17 protein-coding genes are annotated in these 20052 nt (G+C 65.3%); 11 read left to right on the top strand and 6 right to left on the bottom strand.

Going from position 1 to position 20052, the window contains the following annotated elements; genetic code table 11:
• Window positions 1–7: 7 nt before the first annotated feature.
• From ACIQUS_RS02540 to pilG, 6 genes are read right to left on the bottom strand one after another with little or no spacing between them, the layout of a single operon-like run.
• Window positions 8–475: a chemotaxis protein CheW gene (locus tag ACIQUS_RS02540; protein ID WP_403042453.1), complete on the bottom strand. Its 468-nt coding sequence runs from the start codon at window positions 473–475 to the stop codon at window positions 8–10.
• Window positions 468–5786 carry an Hpt domain-containing protein gene (locus ACIQUS_RS02535; protein ID WP_403042450.1) on the bottom strand — a complete coding sequence of 1773 codons (5319 nt, stop codon included), beginning with the start codon at window positions 5784–5786 and terminating at the stop codon, window positions 468–470. The genes ACIQUS_RS02540 and ACIQUS_RS02535 overlap by 8 nt, the downstream gene beginning before the upstream one ends.
• Window positions 5787–5820: 34 nt before the next feature.
• Entirely contained in the window at window positions 5821–7866 is a 2046-nt protein-coding gene (locus ACIQUS_RS02530) for a methyl-accepting chemotaxis protein (RefSeq protein WP_403042448.1), read from the bottom strand.
• 15 nt (window positions 7867–7881) lie between these two features.
• Window positions 7882–8436, bottom strand: coding sequence for a chemotaxis protein CheW (locus tag ACIQUS_RS02525; RefSeq protein WP_403042445.1), 555 nt, complete (start codon window positions 8434–8436; stop codon window positions 7882–7884).
• Window positions 8433–8798 (bottom strand): twitching motility response regulator PilH, encoded by a 366-nt coding sequence (gene pilH / locus ACIQUS_RS02520; protein ID WP_403042442.1) that lies wholly within the window; start codon window positions 8796–8798, stop codon window positions 8433–8435. The genes ACIQUS_RS02525 and pilH overlap by 4 nt, the downstream gene beginning before the upstream one ends.
• Before the next feature lie 46 nt (window positions 8799–8844).
• Window positions 8845–9255 (bottom strand): twitching motility response regulator PilG, encoded by a 411-nt coding sequence (gene pilG, locus ACIQUS_RS02515; protein WP_403042439.1) that lies wholly within the window; start codon window positions 9253–9255, stop codon window positions 8845–8847.
• A 227-nt stretch (window positions 9256–9482) separates the two neighbouring features.
• On the opposite strand from pilG, the gene gshB reads away from it, so the two are divergent.
• The 11 genes from gshB to phaC all read left to right on the top strand — a co-directional run bounded on the left by gshB (window position 9483) and on the right by phaC (window position 20041).
• On the top strand, window positions 9483–10436 hold the full coding sequence (gene gshB, locus ACIQUS_RS02510; RefSeq protein ID WP_403042436.1) for a glutathione synthase: 954 nt from the start codon (window positions 9483–9485) through the stop codon (window positions 10434–10436).
• Window positions 10437–10544: 108 nt separating this feature from the next.
• The gene (locus ACIQUS_RS02505; RefSeq protein ID WP_403042434.1) at window positions 10545–11450 is read left to right on the top strand and encodes an energy transducer TonB; all 906 of its coding nucleotides are present in this window, start codon (window positions 10545–10547) and stop codon (window positions 11448–11450) included.
• Between the two features lie 145 nt (window positions 11451–11595).
• Window positions 11596–12165, top strand: a complete 570-nt coding sequence (locus tag ACIQUS_RS02500) for a YqgE/AlgH family protein (protein WP_403042432.1) — start codon at window positions 11596–11598, stop codon at window positions 12163–12165.
• Window positions 12165–12599 (top strand): Holliday junction resolvase RuvX, encoded by a 435-nt coding sequence (gene ruvX, locus ACIQUS_RS02495; RefSeq protein WP_285864609.1) that lies wholly within the window; start codon window positions 12165–12167, stop codon window positions 12597–12599. Before ACIQUS_RS02500 ends, ruvX begins: the two co-directional genes overlap by 1 nt.
• Window positions 12600–12659: 60 nt before the next feature.
• Window positions 12660–13172, top strand: coding sequence for a bifunctional pyr operon transcriptional regulator/uracil phosphoribosyltransferase PyrR (gene pyrR, locus ACIQUS_RS02490; protein ID WP_403042425.1), 513 nt, complete (start codon window positions 12660–12662; stop codon window positions 13170–13172).
• A 12-nt stretch (window positions 13173–13184) separates the two neighbouring features.
• Window positions 13185–14189 (top strand): aspartate carbamoyltransferase catalytic subunit, encoded by a 1005-nt coding sequence (locus ACIQUS_RS02485; RefSeq protein ID WP_010221491.1) that lies wholly within the window; start codon window positions 13185–13187, stop codon window positions 14187–14189.
• Window positions 14186–15457 carry a dihydroorotase gene (locus tag ACIQUS_RS02480; RefSeq protein WP_403042421.1) on the top strand — a complete coding sequence of 424 codons (1272 nt, stop codon included), beginning with the start codon at window positions 14186–14188 and terminating at the stop codon, window positions 15455–15457. The genes ACIQUS_RS02485 and ACIQUS_RS02480 overlap by 4 nt, the downstream gene beginning before the upstream one ends.
• 188 nt (window positions 15458–15645) lie before the next feature.
• Window positions 15646–16176 carry an ATP-dependent protease subunit HslV gene (hslV, locus tag ACIQUS_RS02475; protein WP_038615396.1) on the top strand — a complete coding sequence of 177 codons (531 nt, stop codon included), beginning with the start codon at window positions 15646–15648 and terminating at the stop codon, window positions 16174–16176.
• Between the two features lie 77 nt (window positions 16177–16253).
• Window positions 16254–17591: an ATP-dependent protease ATPase subunit HslU gene (gene hslU / locus ACIQUS_RS02470; RefSeq protein ID WP_403042418.1), complete on the top strand. Its 1338-nt coding sequence runs from the start codon at window positions 16254–16256 to the stop codon at window positions 17589–17591.
• 44 nt (window positions 17592–17635) lie between these two features.
• Window positions 17636–18013, top strand: coding sequence for a gamma-butyrobetaine hydroxylase-like domain-containing protein (locus tag ACIQUS_RS02465; protein WP_403042416.1), 378 nt, complete (start codon window positions 17636–17638; stop codon window positions 18011–18013).
• 348 nt (window positions 18014–18361) lie between these two features.
• A complete protein-coding gene (gene phaC / locus ACIQUS_RS02460; RefSeq protein WP_403042413.1) occupies window positions 18362–20041 on the top strand; it encodes a class II poly(R)-hydroxyalkanoic acid synthase in 1680 nt (559 codons plus the stop codon).
• Window positions 20042–20052 lie beyond the last annotated feature (11 nt).

The raw sequence follows: 20052 nt of genomic DNA, 5'->3' as shown, positions 1-20052 counted from the left end.
AAATGTTTCAAACCAGCCCTGCGTCCTCCAGCAAGCGCTCCAGCGCCGGCAGGTCCGGCACCCGGGCAACCTGCTCACCCACCTGGACCGCCGCCAGCTCCAGCGGCGCCAGCGGCACATCCACATAATTGAGCTGGCTGTCGAGCTTGCAGGAACGTGGAATGCCCTGCACCAGTATGGCCACGAAGCGCAGGCGACTGCCGCCCAGGGCATTGAGCACGACGATCCGTGCCCGTTCACCGACCTTCACCGGGGCCCCGCACGCCGCCTCGAAACTGAGCAGGGGCACGCGCTGGTTGCGCCAGTCGATCCAGCCGAGCAGCCATGGCGGTGAGTGCTCGGCCGGCGCACCCGCCTGATAACCGATCAGCTCGGCCACGGCGACATTGGGCAGCACCAGGCAACGGTCGCCCAGGGCCAGCAACAGGCCGGTCAGGCTGGTGCGCCGGCCGTTACGTACGGATTGTTCAAACATCGCGGGCACTCCAGCGGGCGATACTTTGCAGCAGCACCGACTCCTGATAGGGCTTGCCCAGGTAATCGTTGACGCCGATGGACATGGCCCGGTCGCGGTGCTTCTGCCCGGTTCGCGAGGTGATCATGATGATCGGCAAATCCTTGAGCTGCGGGTCCTGGCGGACCTGGGTGGCCACTTCGAAGCCGTCCATGCGCGGCATCTCGATGTCGAGCAAGAGAATGTCGGGCCGATGCTCCTGCAGCAGCACCATGGCATCCACCCCGTCCTTGGCGGTCAACACGTTCATGCCATGGCGTTCCAGCAGACGCCCGGTGACCTTGCGTACGGTCACCGAGTCATCGACCACCATCACCAGCAATGGCCGCTGCGGTGCACGCTCGATCTGCTGGCGGCGCAGGCTGGCATTACTTCCCGCCTGCTGGGCGTGACGTTGCTGCAAACCGCGCAGCTGTCCCAGCAGGTCCAGGATCAGCACCACCCGGCCATCGCCCAGCAAGGTCGCTCCGGACAAGCCCTGGACCCCGGCGAACTGCGGCCCGAGGCTCTTGACCACGATTTCACGGCTGGCCGCCAGGCTGTCGACCTGTATCGCGAACTGCTGCTCATGGGAGTGCACCAGCAGCACCGGCAGCGGCAGGCTCTGCCCCAGCAGCCGCGGTTGCACGGCGCCCTGCAGCAACTCACCGAGAAAATGCAGTGCATAGCGATGACCGGCGTATTCGTAGCTGGGCGGATCGAGCTGGTAGCAGGCCTCAAGCTCCGCCGGCGGCACCCGTACGATGCCTTCGATTGTGTTGAGTGGGACGGCGTATTGCTCTTCACCGTAGTGCACCATCAGCGCCCGGTTGACCGACACGGTAAACGGCAGGCGAATCAAAAAGCGCGCGCCCTTGCCCGGGTTGGACTCGATGACCATCGAGCCGCCCAGTTGCTTGACCTCTTCATGGACCACGTCCATGCCCAGGCCACGCCCGGAAATCTGGGTGATCTTCTCGGCCGTGGAGAAGCCCGGCTGGAGAATGAACTGCATGATCTCGTGGTCGCTGAGTTCGGCGGCGGGGTCAAGCAGACCGCGCTTGATCGCCTTGCGCCGCACCGCATCCAGAGGCACGCCGGCCCCGTCATCGGACATTTCGATGACGATATCGGCCCCTTCGTGCAACAGGTTCAGGCTGATCAGCCCCTGCTCCGGCTTGCCCGCCGCCAGGCGCACCTCGCGGGGTTCCAGGCCATGGTCGACGGCGTTGCGCAGCATGTGCTCCAGCGGCGCCACCATGCGTTCCAGTACGCTGCGGTCCATCTCGCCTTCGGCATTGCCGACGACCAGTTCGACCTGCTTGCCCAGCTCGCTGGCTACCTGCCGAACGACCCGCTGCAGCCGCGGCACCAGGCGCTCGAACGGCACCATGCGGGTGCGCATCAGGCCTTCCTGCAGTTCGCTGTTGACCCGTGCCTGCTGTTGCAACAGGCTCTGCGCCTCCTGGGCGCGAACGGCCAGGGTTTCCTTGAGGTCGAGCAAGTCGGAGGCCGACTCGAACAAGGCCCGCGACAGCTGTTGCAACTGCGAGTGGCGGTCCATTTCCAGCGGGTCGAAGTCGTCGTAGGCGTGGTTGTCGCCATCGGCCTGCTGGCGACTGAGGATGCGTCCCTGGGTCTCGGTGTCCAGGCGGCGCAACTGATCGCGCATGCGCTCCAGGGTGGTCTCCATCTCGTTCAGGGCCACCTGGGCATCGTTGACCTGCTGCTCGACTCGCCCGCGAATGATCGAGTGCTCACCCGCCAGGTTGCCCAGGTCGTCGAGCAGCTCCGAGGTCACCTTGACCATGTCCGCCGGCCCGCGCTCAGGGGTGGCCGCCGGGGCGTCCACAGGCGCGGTGTCGGGGTGGGACTGGTGGGCGGCGGTATCGGCCAGGGCGGCACTGCTGAAGTTGCGGATGTAGTCGATCAGTGCCGTGGCCGCATGCAGCGGCTGCTGCAGGCGAACGGCATCGAGCATGTGGGCCAGTCGGTCGTGGCAGTTCTGCAACAGACTGAACAGCGCCGTACTCGGTTGCAGTTGCCCGGCCGCCAGCAGCTCGTAGAGGAATTCCAGTTCGTGGGCCAGGTCGCCGATCGGCGCGATCTCGACCATGCGCGCGCCACCTTTGAGGGTGTGCAGGTCACGCAGCAGGTTCTCCACCTCGACGCTGTTGCGCGGCTCGGCCTGCCAGCGCAACAGGGCGGCGCCGGAGCTTTCGACGATATCGGAGCTTTCTTCGAGGAAGATTTCCAGCAACTCCTTGTCGCCGGCCTCCTGCACCGGGTCGGCGGGCTTGTCCGCCGCCACGGCTGGCGGTGCGCCATGGCGCAACTCACGCAGCGCGGCCAGCAACTCGACCCCGGACGCAGGCGCCTGCCCCTGGCGCAACTGCTCGAGCGCCCGGGCCAGCGCGACGTGGCCGCGTTTGAGCAACGTTGCCAGTTCAGTGCTCGGGCTGAAGCGACGATCGACCAGGCCTTCGTACACCAGCTCCAGCTCCCGGGACAGCACCTCGACCGCACCGATGGCCGCCATCTGCGCCCCGCCCTTGAGGGTCTGCAGGTCGCCTTGCAGCGACGACAGTGCCGAGGCGTTGTCCGGATCGGCCAGCCAGCGGGCCAGGGCCTGGTCGGCGCCCTCCAGCACATCGCCGGCCTCTTCCAGGAACAGCTCGACCAGCATCGGCTCGGCCGCCAGGGCTGCTGTCGCCTCGCCCAGCTCGGCAACCTGTGCGCGGCCATCACGCACACTGACCAGGCCCGTGGCTTCCGGGGCCAGGGCCTGATCGAGCAGACCACGCAATGCCGCCAGGCGCTCGGGACGCGGGTCCACTTCCTGGCCGGCGGCGATCTGGTCGAGCATGTCGATCAACGCTTCATGGGCGTGCTGGGCCTCTTCGAAGAAACGCGCACTGACCGCCAGGCTGCTCTCTTCCACGGCGCCATAGAGGTCCAGCAACGCTTCGCAGAGCTCGTCCACCTGCCAGAGGTCGGCCAGGTGAGCACTCTGGCCCAGGGTGGTCAGCTCGTCGAGCAGCGCGGTGAGCTCCTGGCGCTCACCCGGGTGCTCCTGCCAGCGCAGCAACAACGACTCGGCATCGAGCAGGATGTCCATGCCCTGGGCCAGGAAGCTGGCGATCAGTTGCGGATCACGCTTGATCCGCCCGGCCTCGCTGGGTGCCTGCAACAGGGCCTGCAAGCGCGCCTCGACCACCTGGTGGATGTCTTCGATCAGCACTGCGGCGCCGGTGATAGGGGCCAGCGGCGTGCTGGCCAATTGTTCAAGCCCGCGCCGCAGCAGTGGCTCGGCACTTTCCAGCAGGTAGATTTCATCTAGGTCGAAGGCCAGCTGATGGGCCTTGAATTCCCGCGCCAACAGGTCGAGCGCGCCAGCCAGTTCGGCGATCGGGGCAACCCCGGCCATGGCGGCACTGCCCTTGAGGGTATGCAAGGCGCGCTGCAGGCTGTCGCTGACCGGCAGCGGCAATTGCTGATCGCTGGCCTGCAGGAAGCTGTCGAGGCTCGCCAGGTGGCCCTCGGCCTCGTTGCGGAAGATCTCCAGCAACTGTGGGTCAATGGCTTCGCTGGCAGCCGTAGCAGAGCTGGCGTCGTTCATCGCCAGCGCATGCAGGTGCAGCGCCAGCTCCTCGACTGCCTTGCCGCCCTGCACCTGGCCGTCGGCAAAGGACACCAGCAACCCCGGGATCAGCCCAAGGGCCTGCTGCAGGCTTGCAACGTCAAGCGTCACCCGACCTTCAAGCACCCGGTTGAGCAGGTGCTCGGCCGCCCAGGCCAGCTCCGCCAGCCCCTGGGCCCGGACCATCCGCCCGCTGCCCTTGAGGGTATGCAGGCCGCGACGTAATTCAATCAGCGCCTCGCGGTCGTGCCCATCGGCCTGCCAGCGCGACCAGTGCTCGCTCATCTGCGGCAGCAGCTCATTGGCCTCTTCCAGGAACACCTCGCGCAGTTCGTCATCGACTGGCGGCTCTTCGTCCACCGGTGCCGGCACCTCGACCACTGCCGACTCGGGCTCGGGCTCGGGCTCGGGCTCGGGCGCGTAGCCCAACGCGACCAGGCTGCGCTGGGCGGCATCGAGAAAGTGCCAGGGACTGGCCTGTGGATCGGCGATCAGCCACTGCAGGTAACATTCACAGGCTGTCAGGGCATCCGCCAGGTCCGCCAGGGGCTGGGCATCCGGTTGCGCATCGACCAGCAAATGGGCCTGGGCATAATCACCGCAGCGTCCGATCAGGGCGGATGCCCGTGGCAGCATGAGCATCGCCAGGGCCCCACGAATCTGTTGCAGCAAGCCGGGTACCGGTTGCAGGCGCTGGGGCTGCCAGCCGGCATCAAGGCAGTCGCCGATCAGGTCCTTGACCTGCTGCAATACCGAGTGCGCCTCGGCCAGCACCAACTGGCGTATCTCGGCCAGGTCGGTTCCCGGCAATGCACTCTGGCTGGGCAGGTGCTCCAGCGGGCCGACCATGCCAGCCAGGGTCGCCTCGACATAAAGCAGCGCCCCGGCGATATCCATCAGTACCGCATCGTCCGGCGCACGCTGGCCCTGGGCCAGGCTCTGCAACACCAGCACCTGATCGATGATCACCCGCCTCGGCTGGCCAAAGCCCAATACCGCCAGGGTGTCGGCAATCTGGCGCAGCGGCGACAGCAAGGGCTGCAGGTCGTCCAGGCGCTGGCGGTCGCTGCGCACGAACAGGTCCAGGCGTTCCTTGACCCGCATCAGATCTTCGCACAGCGCGGCTACCACCGAACGCAAGGCGTCCCGGTCCGAGCCGGCCTGCAGGCGCTCACGCAGCGAGCCCAGGGACAGATCGAGATTGGCCAGCTCATCGGCTGCCGCAGGTGTCGAACTCAACAGGCTGCCTTGCCCCAGCGACTCGGCACCGCGCTCGGCACGCAGCTGGTTGAGCACGGGCAACACCACCAGCGGCAGGTCGCGCCGCGCACTGCGCAGTCGCTCCAGGTACAAGGGCAGCTGTTCAAGACCGCGGAACAAGGCCCCCAGGGCCTCACCACGCTGGCCGACACGACGTTCGCGCAAGGCCTGGCCCAACAGCTCCAGCTCCTCGGCCAGTAATGCTGCGCCACTGAGCTCCAGCATCACCAGGCAGCCGCGGACCTGATGCAGGTTGTCGACGAAACCGGCCAGTACCGCCTCATCGGTCGGCTCGGCGCTGAACTGCTCCAGCGCCAGGCGTGCCAGAGCCAGGCAATCGCCGATGGCGGCCTTGACCCAGGTCAGGGCCACCGTTTCATGCCGCTCAGCCATATCTGCTCCCATTGCCATGCTCACGTGCCCGCACTCATCGTGGTGGGGTCGGTGGCAAGGTGAATCCGGACACCGAGCGACGCATTTCACTGGCCATCTGCGCCAGGTTGCCGATGCTCTCGGCGGTCGCGCTGGAGCCGGCGGAGGTCTGCGAGGTGATCTGCTGGATCACCGCCATGGTATGCGAGATCTGCCCGGCCGAAGAGGTCTGCAGCTGGGCGGCGTCGGAGATGCTGTGGATCAGCTCGGCGAGGGTCTGCGATACCCCTTCGATCTCCGCCAGGGCCACCCCGGCATCCTGGGCCAGGCGCGCGCCGCGTACCACCTCGGCGGTGGTCTGTTCCATGGAGATCACCGCTTCGTTGGTGTCGGCCTGGATGGTGCGTACCAGCGCTTCGATCTGGCGGGTGGCCGAAGACGAGCGCTCGGCCAGACGCTGCACTTCGTCGGCGACCACGGCAAAGCCTCGCCCGGCCTCACCGGCCAGCGACGCCTGGATCGCCGCGTTGAGGGCGAGAATGTTGGTCTGGTCGGCAATGTCGTCGATCAGGCTGACGATATCGCCGATTTCCTGGGAAGACTCGCCCAGGCGCTTGATCCGCTTGGCGGTGTCCTGGATCTGCTCGCGAATGTTGTCCATGCCATGGATGGTGTTGTGCACCACCTCGTTGCCCTTGTTGGCAATCAGTACCGAGCGCTCGGCCACCTTGGCCGATTCGTAGGCATGGGTGGATACCCGGTCGATGGACTCGGCCATGTCGCCCACCGCCACCGAGGCCTCGCTGATCTGTTCGGCCTGGTGCTCCGAGGCCTTGGCCAGCTGGTGGGCAGTGTTCTGGGTGTCCTGCACGGCACTGGCCACGGACTCGGCACTGAGGTTGATGGTGGCCACCAGGTCGCGCAACTGGTCGATGGAATAGTTGATCGAGTCGGCAATGGCGCCGGTGAAGTCTTCGGTGACCGAAACCGTCACGGTCAGGTCGCCATCGGCCAGGTCTTCGATTTCGTCGAGCAGGCGCATGATCGCCTGCTGGTTGCGCTCGTTCTTCTCGGCCGTTTCACGCAGTTGCCGGTGGGTCTCACGGACCATCACCAGGCCGATCAGGATGATCGAAGCCAGCGCCAGCAGTCCCAGCACGTAGCCGCCGACGGTATCCAGGGTGCGCCCGTTGGCCAGGTTCTCGAAACCGTTGGCCAGGCGCGAGGCCTCGTCGAGCAGGGTTTGCGACTGGTTGAAAATGCTTCCGGCCGCTTCACGCACCCGGAACAGCTCAGGCGAAGTCTCGAGGATTTCATCCACGGAGCCGGCGACGAACTGGAACAGTTCGGAGATTTCCGCCAGCCGCGCCCGGGCATCGGGGTCCTGGACACGGGTGACCTGGATGGTCGGATTGCCCCCCAGCATGGCATCGAGCACCTGGCCGAAACGGCTGGCGTCGCGGCCGAAGGCATCGGCCGCCTGCACCGAGGTATCGTCACCGGCCAGGACGGTGTTGACCGAGCCAAGGATGCGTTCGGCCAGCAACGACTGGCGCTGGGCAACCGCCACCTGGTTGGCGGGCGCACCGCTCTGCAGCAGGATCTCGACGACCTTTTCGTATTCAACCTGCAACTGCGGCACGGTCTCGGCCAGGGTGGCCGCCACCTGATGCAGCGACAGCACGGTCTGTTCGCTGGCCAAAATGGTATCGGTGTTCTTGCGCAGGCCTTCCCAGTCGCGCAGCACCGCATCCATTTCATTGCGCACCGTCACAGGCGCGGCCGGCAGGCCCGTGGCCGCGTCCCCCTTCTTCAGGTAGCCCCAGCGCTGCTCGAAGTCGTTGCGGGCCTCGCTGAGCAGGCGGAACGCCCGCGCCTTGCCCGCCGCCGCCTCGGTGGCGTTCTTGGCAATGCGCTGGGACAGCACCCGCAGCTCCCCGGCGTGGCCGATGTACTGCTTGTCGTAGTTGGCCTGGGTGTTGAGGTAGGCGAAGTTGGCGAACAGCAGGATGATCGACAGGATCAGCACGACGAACAACGCCGCGATCCGGGCGCTGCTGCGCGAGCCTTGGGGCGAAGTAGTCGTCTTGGTCTTGGTCACGAATCCGGCATTCCTTTACAACGCCACGTCGAGAAAACCCGGCGCCTGGGCCAGGGCCAGCGGGCTGAAGATCGCCCAGCAGCGTTGCCGCTGGAAGTGCCCCTGGACGAAGGGCGCCGCACCGCTGAGCAAGGGCGTGGGCGGCGACAGCTCCAGGCTGTGCAACGGGAAATGCTGCAAACCCAGCACTTCGTCCACCAGCAGCCCGGCAAACAGTTCTTCATGGTCGAGCACCAGCACCCGGCGCTGTTTGTGCGGGGCCGACACGCCCAGGCCGAGGAAGCCGCGCAGGTCCATCACCGGCAGCAGCCGGCCCCGCAGGTTGGCCACCCCGCTGACCCAGGGCTTGACCCCGGGAATCCGGCTCAACCGTGGCTCGTGCAGGACTTCGGCGATCTCGCCCATGGGCGCGACGAACCACTGCTCTGCAATGCGAAAGCCGATGCCGCTCCAGCTCTGCAGTCGGGCCTCCTGCAGCGGCAGGTCGGCCGCCAGCAAGCGGCAGCGCTGGTCGATGTCCAGCAGCAGTTCGAAGGCCGTCAGCGACTCGCCCATGGGCCGGGTGGTCAACCTTTGAGGACGCCGTTGAGCACTTTGACCAGTGTTTCTTCATCCACCGGCTTGGTCAGGTAGTCCTTGGCACCCTGGCGCTGCCCCCAGACCTTGTCGGTTTCCTGATCCTTGGTGGTGACGATGATCACCGGGATGTTCGCGGTTTCCGGCTCCTTGCTCAGTTGCCGGGTGGCCTGGAAACCGTTCATGCCGGGCATGACGATGTCCATCAGCACTGCGTCAGGCTTCTCCTGACGCGCCAGGGCCACGCCATCGGCGCCGTTCTCGGCCTTGAGCACCTGGTGCCCGTGCTTCTCGAGCATTCCGGTCAGTTTGTACATTTCGGTCGGCGAATCATCGACGATCAGAACTCGGGCCATGCTGTTCCCCATCAATACAATGGACGCCGCGCCACAGGGGGCGGTGTCAGGGTGCGGGTTGTTCTTCTGCGGCGAACCCGGGCACATGGGCCCTGATCGCATCCAGCAGTTCTTCCTTGCTGAAAGGCTTGGTCAAAAATTGGTCGGAGCCGACGACCCGGCCCCTGGCCTTGTCGAACAGGCCGTCACGGGACGACAGGAGAATCACTGGCGTATCCTTGAAGGCGCTGTTGTGTTTGATCAGGGCGCAGGTCTGGTAGCCGTCCAGACGCGGCATCAACACGTCGACGAAGATGATCTGCGGTCGCAGGTCGATGATCTTGGCCAGGGCATCGAACCCGTCGGTGGCCGTGATGACTTCGCAACCTGCTTCGCTGAGCAACATCTGGGCGGTACGGCGAATCGTCTTGGAGTCATCGATCACCATTACCTTCAGTGCCGCGCCGGGCTGTTCCATAATTGCTCTACCCTTGCTGCTCAAGCGTCGCCTGGAAAGGCCGTGCAGGCCACGTGCCAGGCCTTTTTAGCACACTCTGGGGGTGCATTCCATCGGGCCCGCGCCATGGCCCGGCGTGATGCCACCGCGCATGCGTTTGCCCCTTGACCGCCAGCGCCGCGAGCGCCACCCTGACGCCACTTTTTTTGAGCCAACGCGGCACCGCGCCGCTTCAGAGGATATAGCCCATGAGCGTTCGTCTCGGGATTGTCATGGACCCCATCGCGCGCATTTCCTACAAGAAGGACAGCTCGCTGGCCATGCTGCTCGCCGCCCAGGAGCGCGGCTGGTCGCTGTTCTACATGGAACAGCAAGACCTGTACCAGGGCGCCGGGGTTGCCCGGGCGCGGATGCGCCCGCTGAAGGTGTTCGCCGACCCTGAGCACTGGTTCGAGCTCGACACCGAGCAGGACAACGCCCTGAGCGACCTGGACGTGATCCTGATGCGCAAGGATCCGCCCTTTGACATGGAGTTCGTCTACAGCACTTACCTGCTGGAGCAGGCCGAGGCCGCCGGCGTGCTGGTGGTCAACCGTCCGCAGAGCCTGCGCGACTGCAACGAGAAGCTGTTCGCCACCCTGTTCCCGCAGTGCACGCCAGCGACCCTGGTCAGCCGCCGCGCCGATATCCTGCGTGATTTCGCCGCCCAGCATGGCGATGTGATCCTCAAGCCGCTGGACGGCATGGGCGGCGCTTCGATTTTCCGCCACCGCCCGGGCGACCCGAACCTCTCGGTGATCCTCGAGACCCTGACCGGCCACGGTACCCAGCAGATCATGGCGCAGGCCTACCTGCCGGCGATCAAGGACGGCGACAAGCGCATTCTGATGATCGACGGGGAGCCTGTGCCCTATTGCCTGGCGCGCATCCCGGCCAGCGGCGAGACCCGCGGCAACCTGGCCGCCGGCGGCCGTGGCGAAGCGCGCCCCCTGACCGACCGTGACCGCTGGATCGCCGAACAGGTCGGCCCGACCCTGCGCGAAAAAGGCCTGCTGTTCGTCGGCCTGGACGTGATCGGCGAGCACCTGACCGAAATCAACGTCACCAGCCCGACCTGCATCCGCGAAATCGACAACGCCTTCGGCACCCGCATCGGCGTGCAGTTGATGGATGCCATTGATCGCAAGCTCAAGGCGCGCTGACAGTCGACGCGAAGCAACTGCGCAGAGTGGGGTATCATGCCGGTCGATTTCGACCACAAGCGCCCTGCTCTGCCGGTTTGTTCCGGTCCTGCGGCTGCTGGATACCTGATGACGCTGCCTGCCGACATTCCCGCCGACTTTGTCCCTCCGCGCATCCGCCCGGCGGACAGGCTCGGTTTTACCCTGTTTCTGGCTGCCCTGGTGCACCTGGCGCTGATCCTCGGCGTGGGTTTCACCATCGCCAAGCCGGAAGAAATCCGCCGCACCATGGAAATCACCCTGGCCACCTTCAAGAGCGAGAAAGCCCCGCAGAAGGCTGACTTCCTGGCGCAGGACAACCAGCAGGGCAGCGGTACCCTGGACAAGAAGGCGGTGCCGAAAACCACCGAAGTGGCGCCGTTCCAGGACAGCAAGATCAACAAGGTGACCCCGCCACCGGCCGCCAAGCCGGATGTCCCGCCACCACCGGCCAAGCCCAAGGCCGTGGTCACCACCCAGGCGCCCAAGGCACAAAAAGTCGAAACCCGCCCCAAGGAAGTCAAGCCGCAGCCCAAACCCAAGGCCGCGACCCCGGATTTCGACAGCTCGCAGCTGTCCAGCCAGATCGCCAGCCTCGAGGCCGAGCTGTCCCACGAGCAACAGCTGTACGCCAAGCGCCCGCGCATCCACCGCCTCAACGCCGCCTCGACCATGCGCGACAAAGGCGCCTGGTACAAGGATGAATGGCGCAAGAAGGTCGAACGCATCGGCAACCTCAACTACCCCGACGAAGCCCGGCGCCAGCAGATCTACGGCAGCCTGCGGCTGATGGTGTCGATCAACCGCGATGGTTCGTTGTATGAGGTGCTGGTGCTGGAGTCCTCCGGCCAGCCGTTGCTGGACCAGGCCGCCCAGCGCATCGTGCGCCTGGCAGCGCCCTTTGCGCCGTTCACCGGCGATCTGGCGGACATCGACCGGTTGGAGATCATCCGCACCTGGCGCTTCGCCCGCGGCGACCGCCTGTCGAGCAATTGACCCGTAGGAGCGGGCTTGCCCCGCGACGCGGCGTGTCATTCGAAGCACAATCGCGGGGCAAGCCCGCTCCCACCCATACCAAACAGCTGCAACTGCACAGAAACCAGGCTTGTCAGTACGGCGCCCCAACGCCACACTAACAACCATGAAAAACCTCAGCCCGAGTTACCTCAAGCATCAGTTCCTGATCGCCATGCCGCACATGGCTGACCCGAACTTCGCGCACTCCTTGACCTACATCGTCGAGCACAACGCCAATGGGGCGATGGGGCTGGTGGTCAACCGACCCCAGGACCTGAACCTGGCCGATATCCTCGAACAGTTGCGCCCCAACGTCGTACCGCCGGCCAGTTGCACCCAGGTACCGATCTACATGGGCGGCCCGGTGCAGACCGACCGTGGCTTCGTCCTGCACAGCAACGACAAGAGTTTCCAGGCCACCGTCGAGTTGGAGGGCCTGTCGCTGTCCACCTCGCAGGATGTGCTGTTCGCCATCGCCGACGGCCTGGGGCCCAGGCAGAGCCTGATCACCCTCGGCTACGCCGGCTGGGAAGCCGGGCAACTGGAGGCGGAGTTGGCTGACAACGCCTGGCTGAACTGCCCGTTCGACCCCGAGATCATCTTCGGCATGGACTGCGAGCAGCGCCTTGCCGCCGCCGCGAAGAGCCTGGGCATCAACCTGAGCCTGCTCACCAGCCAGGCGGGGCACGCCTGATGGCCGAACTGCGCCTGCTGCTGGGCTTTGACTACGGCAGCAAACAGATCGGTGTCGCGGTCGGCCAGGTGATTACCGGCCAGGCCCGCGAACTGTGTACCCTCAAGGCCCAGAACGGTGTACCGGACTGGACCCAGGTGGAAAAACTGATCAAGGAATGGCAACCCGATGCCATTGTCGTCGGCCTGCCGTTGAACATGGACGGCACGCCCAGCGAAATGAGCGCGCGCGCCGAGAAGTTCGCCCGGCGCCTGAACGGCCGTTTCAACCTCCCTGTGCATACCCACGACGAACGCCTGACCACCTTCGAAGCCAAGGGCGAGCGCATGGCCCGCGGCGGTCAGCGCGGCAGTTACCGCGACAACCCGGTGGACGCCATTGCCGCTGCCCTGCTGCTGCAGGGCTGGCTGGAGGCCAATACCGGGCAGTCCTGATCCCGATCATCGGATTCAAGCCGGGTCAGCGCCACGCCCCCGGCCTCTTGAGGAGCAAGCATGAGCCTACCCAATCCCGCCGAACTGATCCGGCAGATGGCCGTCGACCTTCGTGCCCATCTGGCCCGGCGCAACATTGCCGAGCCGCGCTTCATCGGCATCCGCACCGGAGGTGTCTGGGTCGCCCAGGCCCTGCTCGAGGAACTGGGCAACGACAGCGCCCTGGGCACCCTCGATGTTTCTTTCTACCGTGACGACTTCAGCCAGAACGGCCTGCACCCGCAGGTACGTCCCTCGGCGCTGCCGTTCGAAATCGAAGGCCAGCACCTGGTACTGGTGGACGACGTGCTGATGAGCGGTCGGACCATCCGCGCCGCCCTCAACGAACTGTTCGATTATGGCCGCCCTGCCAGTGTCACCCTGGTCTGCCTGCTGGACCTGGATGCTGGCGAATTGCCGATCCGCCCGAATGTGGTCGGTGCAACCCTGTCGCTGGCCGCCCATGAACGGGTAAAATTGACCGGACCCGCCCCGCTCGCCCTCGAGCGCCAGGACCTCGCTTCCGCCCTTTAAGAGTCCCTCGCGATGACGCCAATCGACGCCAAGCGCCCGCTGCAGCTCAATGATCAGGGCCAGCTGCGCCATTTTCTCTCGCTCGACGGTTTGCCCCGCGAACTGCTGACCGAAATCCTCGACACCGCCGATTCCTTCCTTGAAGTCGGCGCCCGGGCCGTGAAGAAAGTCCCGTTGCTGCGCGGCAAGACCGTGTGCAACGTGTTCTTCGAGAACTCCACCCGTACTCGTACCACCTTCGAGCTGGCCGCCCAGCGGCTGTCGGCCGACGTGATCACCCTGAACGTGTCGACCTCCTCGACCAGCAAGGGCGAAACCCTGTTCGACACCCTGCGCAACCTCGAAGCCATGGCCGCCGACATGTTCGTCGTGCGTCATGCCGACTCCGGTGCCGCGCACTTCATCGCCGAGCACGTCTGCCCGGAGGTGGCGATCATCAACGGCGGCGACGGCCGTCACGCCCACCCGACCCAGGGCATGCTCGACATGCTCACCATCCGCCGGCACAAGGGCGGCTTCGAAAACCTCTCGGTGGCCATCGTCGGTGACATCCTGCACTCGCGGGTGGCACGCTCGAACATGCTCGCCCTGAAAACCCTGGGTTGCCCGGACATCCGCGTGATCGGCCCGAAAACCCTGCTGCCGATCGGTATCGAGCAGTACGGCGTGAAGGTCTACACCGACCTGGAACAGGGACTGAAGGACGTCGACGTGGTGATCATGCTGCGCCTGCAGCGTGAGCGCATGGCCGGCGGCCTGCTGCCCAGCGAAGGCGAGTTCTACCGCCTGTTCGGCCTGACCACCGCACGCCTGGCCGGGGCCAAGCCCGATGCCATCGTCATGCACCCGGGCCCGATCAACCGCGGCGTGGAGATCGAATCGGCAGTGGCCGACGGCGCCCACTCGGTGATCCTCAACCAGGTCACCTACGGCATCGCGGTGCGCATGGCGGTGCTGTCCATGGCCATGAGCGGCCAGACCGCCCAACGTCAATTCGAGCAGGAGAACGCCCAGTGACCCTCAGTATTCTTGGCGCCCGGGTCATTGATCCTAAGAGCGGCCTGGACCAGACCGCCGACCTGCACATCGATGCCGGTAAAATCGTCGCCATCGGTGCAGCGCCCGCCGGTTTCACCCCGGCGCGCAGCATCGACGCCCAGGGCCTGATCGCCGCCCCCGGCCTGGTCGACCTCAACGTCGCCCTGCGTGAGCCCGGCTACAGCCGCAAGGGCAGCATCGCCAGCGAAACCCGCGCCGCCGCGGCCGGTGGCGTCACCAGCCTGTGCTGCCCACCGCAGACCAAGCCGGTGCTGGACACCTCGGCGGTGGCCGAGCTGATCCTCGACCGCGCCCGCGAGGCCGGGCACAGCAAGGTGTTCCCGATCGGCGCCCTGAGCAAGGGCCTGGAAGGCGAGCAACTGGCCGAGCTGATCGCCCTGCGCGATGCCGGCTGCGTGGCCTTCGGCAACGGCCTGAGCAGCTTCGGCAACAACCGCACCCTGGCCCGCGCCCTGGAGTATGCGGCCACCTTCGACCTGACCGTGGTGTTCCACTCCCAGGACCGCGACCTGGCCCAGGGCGGCCTGGCCCACGAAGGCGCCATGGCCAGCTTCCTCGGCCTGCCGGGCATTCCGGAAACCGCCGAGACCGTGGCCCTGGCGCGCAATTTGCTGCTGGTCGAACAGACCGGCGTGCGTGCGCACTTCAGCCAGCTGACCAGCGCCCGCGGCGCCCGCCTGATCGCCCAGGCCCAGGAACTGGGCCTGCCGGTCACCGCCGACGTGGCCCTGTACCAGCTGATCCTCACCGACGAGGCCCTGCGCGATTTCTCCAGCCTGTACCACGTACAACCGCCACTGCGCACCCGCGCCGACCGTGACGGCCTGCGCGAGGCGGTGAAATCCGGGGTGATCCAGGCGATCTCCAGCCACCACCAGCCTCACGAGCGTGACGCCAAGCTGGCACCGTTCGGCGCCACCGAACCGGGTATCAGCAGTGTCGAACTGCTGCTGCCGCTGGCCATGACCCTGGTCGAGGACGGCCTGCTCGACCTGCCGACTTTGTTGCAACGTTTGTCTGCAGGACCTGCAGCGGCGCTGCGCCTTCCGGCCGGCGAGCTGAAGGTCGGTGGTGCAGCGGACCTGGTGCTGTTCGACGCCAAGGCCTCGACCGTGGCCGGCGAAACCTGGCGCTCCAAGGGCGACAACTGCCCGTTCATCGGCCATTGCCTGCCAGGGGCGGTGCGTTACACCCTGGTAGACGGGCATATCAGCCACGAAGGCTGATGCGTTCGAGGCCCATCGCCGGCTACGCCGGCTCCCACAAGAGCCGGTGTACAGCCTGTGGGAGCCGGCGTAGCCGGCGATGGGGCCATGAACACCTACCACTCATCCTGCAAGGTTGAAATCCTTCCCTCCACCCCCATATGAGTCTGCATCAGGCACTTTCGCCCCGCTGCGTGGAGACTCTCCCCTTGACCACCATCGTTTCAGTTCGCCGCCACGGCAAAGTCGTCATGGGCGGCGACGGCCAGGTTTCCCTGGGCAACACCGTGATGAAAGGCAACGCCAAGAAGGTCCGCCGCCTGTACCACGGCCAGGTCATCGCCGGCTTCGCCGGTGCCACCGCCGACGCATTCACCCTGTTCGAACGCTTTGAAGGCCAGCTGGAAAAACACCAGGGCCATCTGATCCGTGCCGCCGTCGAGCTGGCCAAGGAATGGCGTACCGACCGCTCCCTGAGCCGCCTGGAAGCCATGCTGGCCGTGGCCAACAAGGACGCCTCGCTGATCATCACCGGCAACGGTGACGTGGTCGAACCCGAAGACGGCCTGATCGCCATGGGTTCCGGTGGCGCCTACGCCCAGGCCGCCGCACGCGCCCTGCTGCAGAAGACCGACCTCTCGGCCCGCGAAATCGCCGAGACCGCCCTGAATATCGCCGGTGACATCTGCGTGTTCACCAACCACCACCTGACCATCGAGGAGCAGGACCTGGCCGAGTAATTCAGCTGTTCTGGCGCCCGGCCCCGGTGGCCGGGCTTTTCCACGCTGACTTATCGAGCCCAAGGACCATCATTACCATGCCCATGACCCCCCGCGAGATCGTCCACGAACTCAACCGCCACATCATCGGCCAGGACGACGCCAAGCGCGCCGTCGCCATCGCCCTGCGCAACCGCTGGCGGCGCATGCAGCTGCCTGCCGAGCTGCGCGTTGAGGTCACGCCCAAGAACATCCTGATGATCGGCCCCACCGGCGTCGGCAAGACCGAAATCGCCCGGCGCCTGGCCAAGCTGGCCAACGCCCCGTTCATCAAGGTCGAAGCGACCAAGTTCACCGAAGTCGGCTATGTCGGCCGTGACGTCGAGTCGATCATCCGCGACCTGGCCGATGCCGCGATCAAGATGCTGCGCGAGCAGGAAATCATCCGTGTTCGCCACCGTGCCGAAGACGCCGCCGAAGACCGCATCCTCGATGCCCTGCTGCCGCCAGCGCGTACCGGTTTCAACGAAGACCAGACCAACAGCCAGGACTCCAACACCCGTCAGCTGTTCCGCAAGCGCCTGCGCGAAGGCCAGCTGGACGACAAGGACATCGAGATCGAAGTGGCCGAGACCATGGGCGTGGACATCTCTGCCCCACCGGGCATGGAAGAGATGACCAACCAGCTGCAGAACCTGTTCGCCAACATGGGCAAGGGCAAGCGCAAGAGCCGCAAGCTCAAGGTCAAGGAAGCGCTCAAGCTGGTGCGTGACGAAGAAGCCAGCCGCCTGGTCAACGACGAAGAGCTCAAGGCCAAGGCCCTGGAAGCCGTCGAACAGCACGGCATCGTGTTCATTGACGAAATCGACAAGGTGGCCAAGCGTGGCAACGTCGGCGGCGCCGATGTCTCCCGCGAAGGTGTCCAGCGCGACCTGCTGCCGCTGATCGAAGGCTGCACGGTGAACACCAAGCTGGGCATGGTCAAGACCGACCACATCCTGTTCATCGCCTCCGGTGCATTCCACCTGAGCAAGCCGAGCGACCTGGTGCCCGAGCTGCAAGGACGCCTGCCGATCCGTGTCGAACTCAAGGCCCTGAGCCCGGAAGACTTCGAGCGTATCCTCAGCGAGCCGCACGCCTCGCTCACCGAACAGTACCGCGAGCTGCTCAAGACCGAAGGCCTGAACATCGAGTTCGCCGCCGAAGGTATCAAGCGCCTGGCCGAGATCGCCTGGCAGGTCAACGAGAAGACCGAGAACATCGGTGCACGTCGCCTGCACACCCTGCTCGAGCGCCTGCTCGAAGAGGTGTCGTTCAGCGCAGGCGACCTGGCCAGCGCCCACGACGAAGCGCCGATCCGCATCGATGCCGATTACGTCAACAGCCACCTGGGCGAATTGGCGCAGAACGAAGACCTTTCTCGTTATATTCTGTAAGCCTCACATTCTTACAGGCAGGGCCGCTTGCGGCCCTGAACCACATGGCCAGACTCCCCACCGGCATCAACCTGCACAAAGCCTCCAAGACCCTGACGCTGACCTACGGGCCCGACGAGGTGTATCACTTGCCCGCAGAATTCCTGCGCGTGCACTCCCCCTCCGCCGAGGTCCAGGGCCACGGCAACCCCATCCTGCAGTACGGCAAGCTCGGCGTCGGCCTGAGCGGGCTGGAACCTGCCGGTCAGTACGCACTGAAACTGACCTTCGACGACGGCCACGACAGCGGCCTGTTCACCTGGGAATACCTCGAGCAACTGTGCCTGCGCCAGGAGCAACTCTGGGCCGAGTACCTCGACGATCTGGCCAAGGCCGGAAAATCCCGCGACCCCAACGAATCCGTGGTCAAGCTGATGCTCTAGTCCGGGCCTTCCAGGGTTTAGAGCGCATTTTCTAATTCTATTTGCTTGAATGCCTGCATCACGGCCAATGATTGGCCGTCTTGCGCATCACCCAAAAGTCGGGTAACCAATGGATCTGGCAAGTTCCCTGCATCGAATTACCCGCAGGGTCAGGCCGGTATGTAGAGGTCGCGAGCGAAAGCAGGCTGTCTTCACACGCAGAAAAACCCGCATGGCTCATCGTCGTTTGCATCCGGCCGCAGGACCGCAGTTCGTTATTACTGGTCACCCGAGCAGCAGTACCGTGCACTCGCCTGTGTAACGCCCACGGCAGGCCGGTACTCGTCTCAGGACAACGGAGCGTCGTAGATGAGTAACAAGAACAACGATGACCTGCAGCGCCAAGCCTCGGAACACACCCTGGGTCTGAACCCGGTCATTGGCTTGCGTCGCAAGGATTTGCTGGCTTCTGCTCGAATGGTGCTGGGTCAGGCCATTCGGCAACCGTTACACAGCGTCAAGCATGTCGCCCATTTCGGCATGGAACTCAAGGATGTGATCTTCGGCAAGTCGGGCCTGCAACCGCAAGGCGACGACCGCCGTTTCAACGACCCGGCCTGGAGCCAGAACCCGCTCTATCGCCGCTACCTGCAAACCTACCTGGCCTGGCGCAAGGAACTGCACGACTGGATCGACACCAGCAACCTGTCGGACCAGGACATCAGTCGCGGTCACTTCGTGATCAACCTGATGACCGAGGCCATGGCGCCCACCAACGGCGCGGCCAACCCGGCGGCGGTCAAACGTTTCTTCGAGACTGGCGGCAAGAGCCTGCTCGATGGCCTGTCCAACCTGGCCAAGGACCTGGTCCACAACGGCGGCATGCCCAGCCAGGTGAACATGGACGCTTTCGAGGTCGGCAAGAACCTGGCCACCAGCGAAGGGGCCGTGGTGTTTCGCAACGACGTGCTCGAACTGATCCAGTACCAGCCGATCACCGAACAGGTACTCGCCCGCCCGCTGCTGGTGGTGCCACCGCAGATCAACAAGTTCTATGTCTTCGACCTGAGCCCGGAGAAAAGCCTGGCGCGCTTCTGCCTGCGCTCCAACGTACAGACCTTCATCGTCAGCTGGCGCAACCCGACCAAGGCCCAGCGCGAGTGGGGCCTGTCCACCTACATCGATGCGCTCAAGGAAGCCATCGACGTGATCCTGGCCATCACCGGCAGCAAGGACTTGAACATGCTCGGTGCCTGCTCCGGCGGCATCACCTGCACCGCCCTGCTCGGCCACTACGCCGCCCTGGGCGAGACCAAGGTCAACGCCCTGACCTTGCTGGTCAGCGTGCTCGACACCACCCTCGATACCCAGGTCGCCCTGTTCGTCGACGAGCAGACCCTGGAGTCCGCCAAGCGCCACTCCTACCAAGCCGGCGTGCTCGAAGGCCGCGACATGGCCAAAGTGTTCGCCTGGATGCGGCCCAACGACCTGATCTGGAACTACTGGGTCAACAACTACCTGCTGGGCAACGAGCCGCCGGTGTTCGACATCCTGTTCTGGAACAACGACACCACCCGCCTGCCGGCTGCCTTCCACGGCGACCTGATCGAACTGTTCAAAAGCAACCCGCTGACCCGCGCCGATGCACTGGAAGTGTGCGGCACGCCGATCGACCTGAAGAAAGTCACCAGCGATATCTTCAGCGTCGCCGGCACCACCGACCACATCACACCGTGGCAGGCCTGCTACCGCTCGGCCCAGCTGTTCGGGGGCAACATCGAGTTCGTGCTGTCCAACAGCGGGCATATCCAGAGCATCCTCAACCCACCGGGCAACCCCAAGGCACGCTACATGACCAGCAACGAGCTGGCGCCGGAGGCCACCGAGTGGCAGGAAAACGCCCACAAGCACACCGATTCCTGGTGGCTGCACTGGCAAGCCTGGCTGAGCGAGCGCTCGGGCGAGCTGAAGAAGGCGCCGACGCGCCTGGGCAACAGGGCCTACCCGGCCGCCGAGGCTGCGCCGGGAACCTACGTCCACGAACGTTGATGCTCAGGCTG

It is taken from the genome of Pseudomonas sp. NPDC090755 (genome assembly GCF_044769005.1).
In the GTDB taxonomy this organism is placed as follows: domain Bacteria; phylum Pseudomonadota; class Gammaproteobacteria; order Pseudomonadales; family Pseudomonadaceae; genus Aquipseudomonas.
This window is presented reverse-complemented; position numbering and strand designations above follow the sequence as displayed.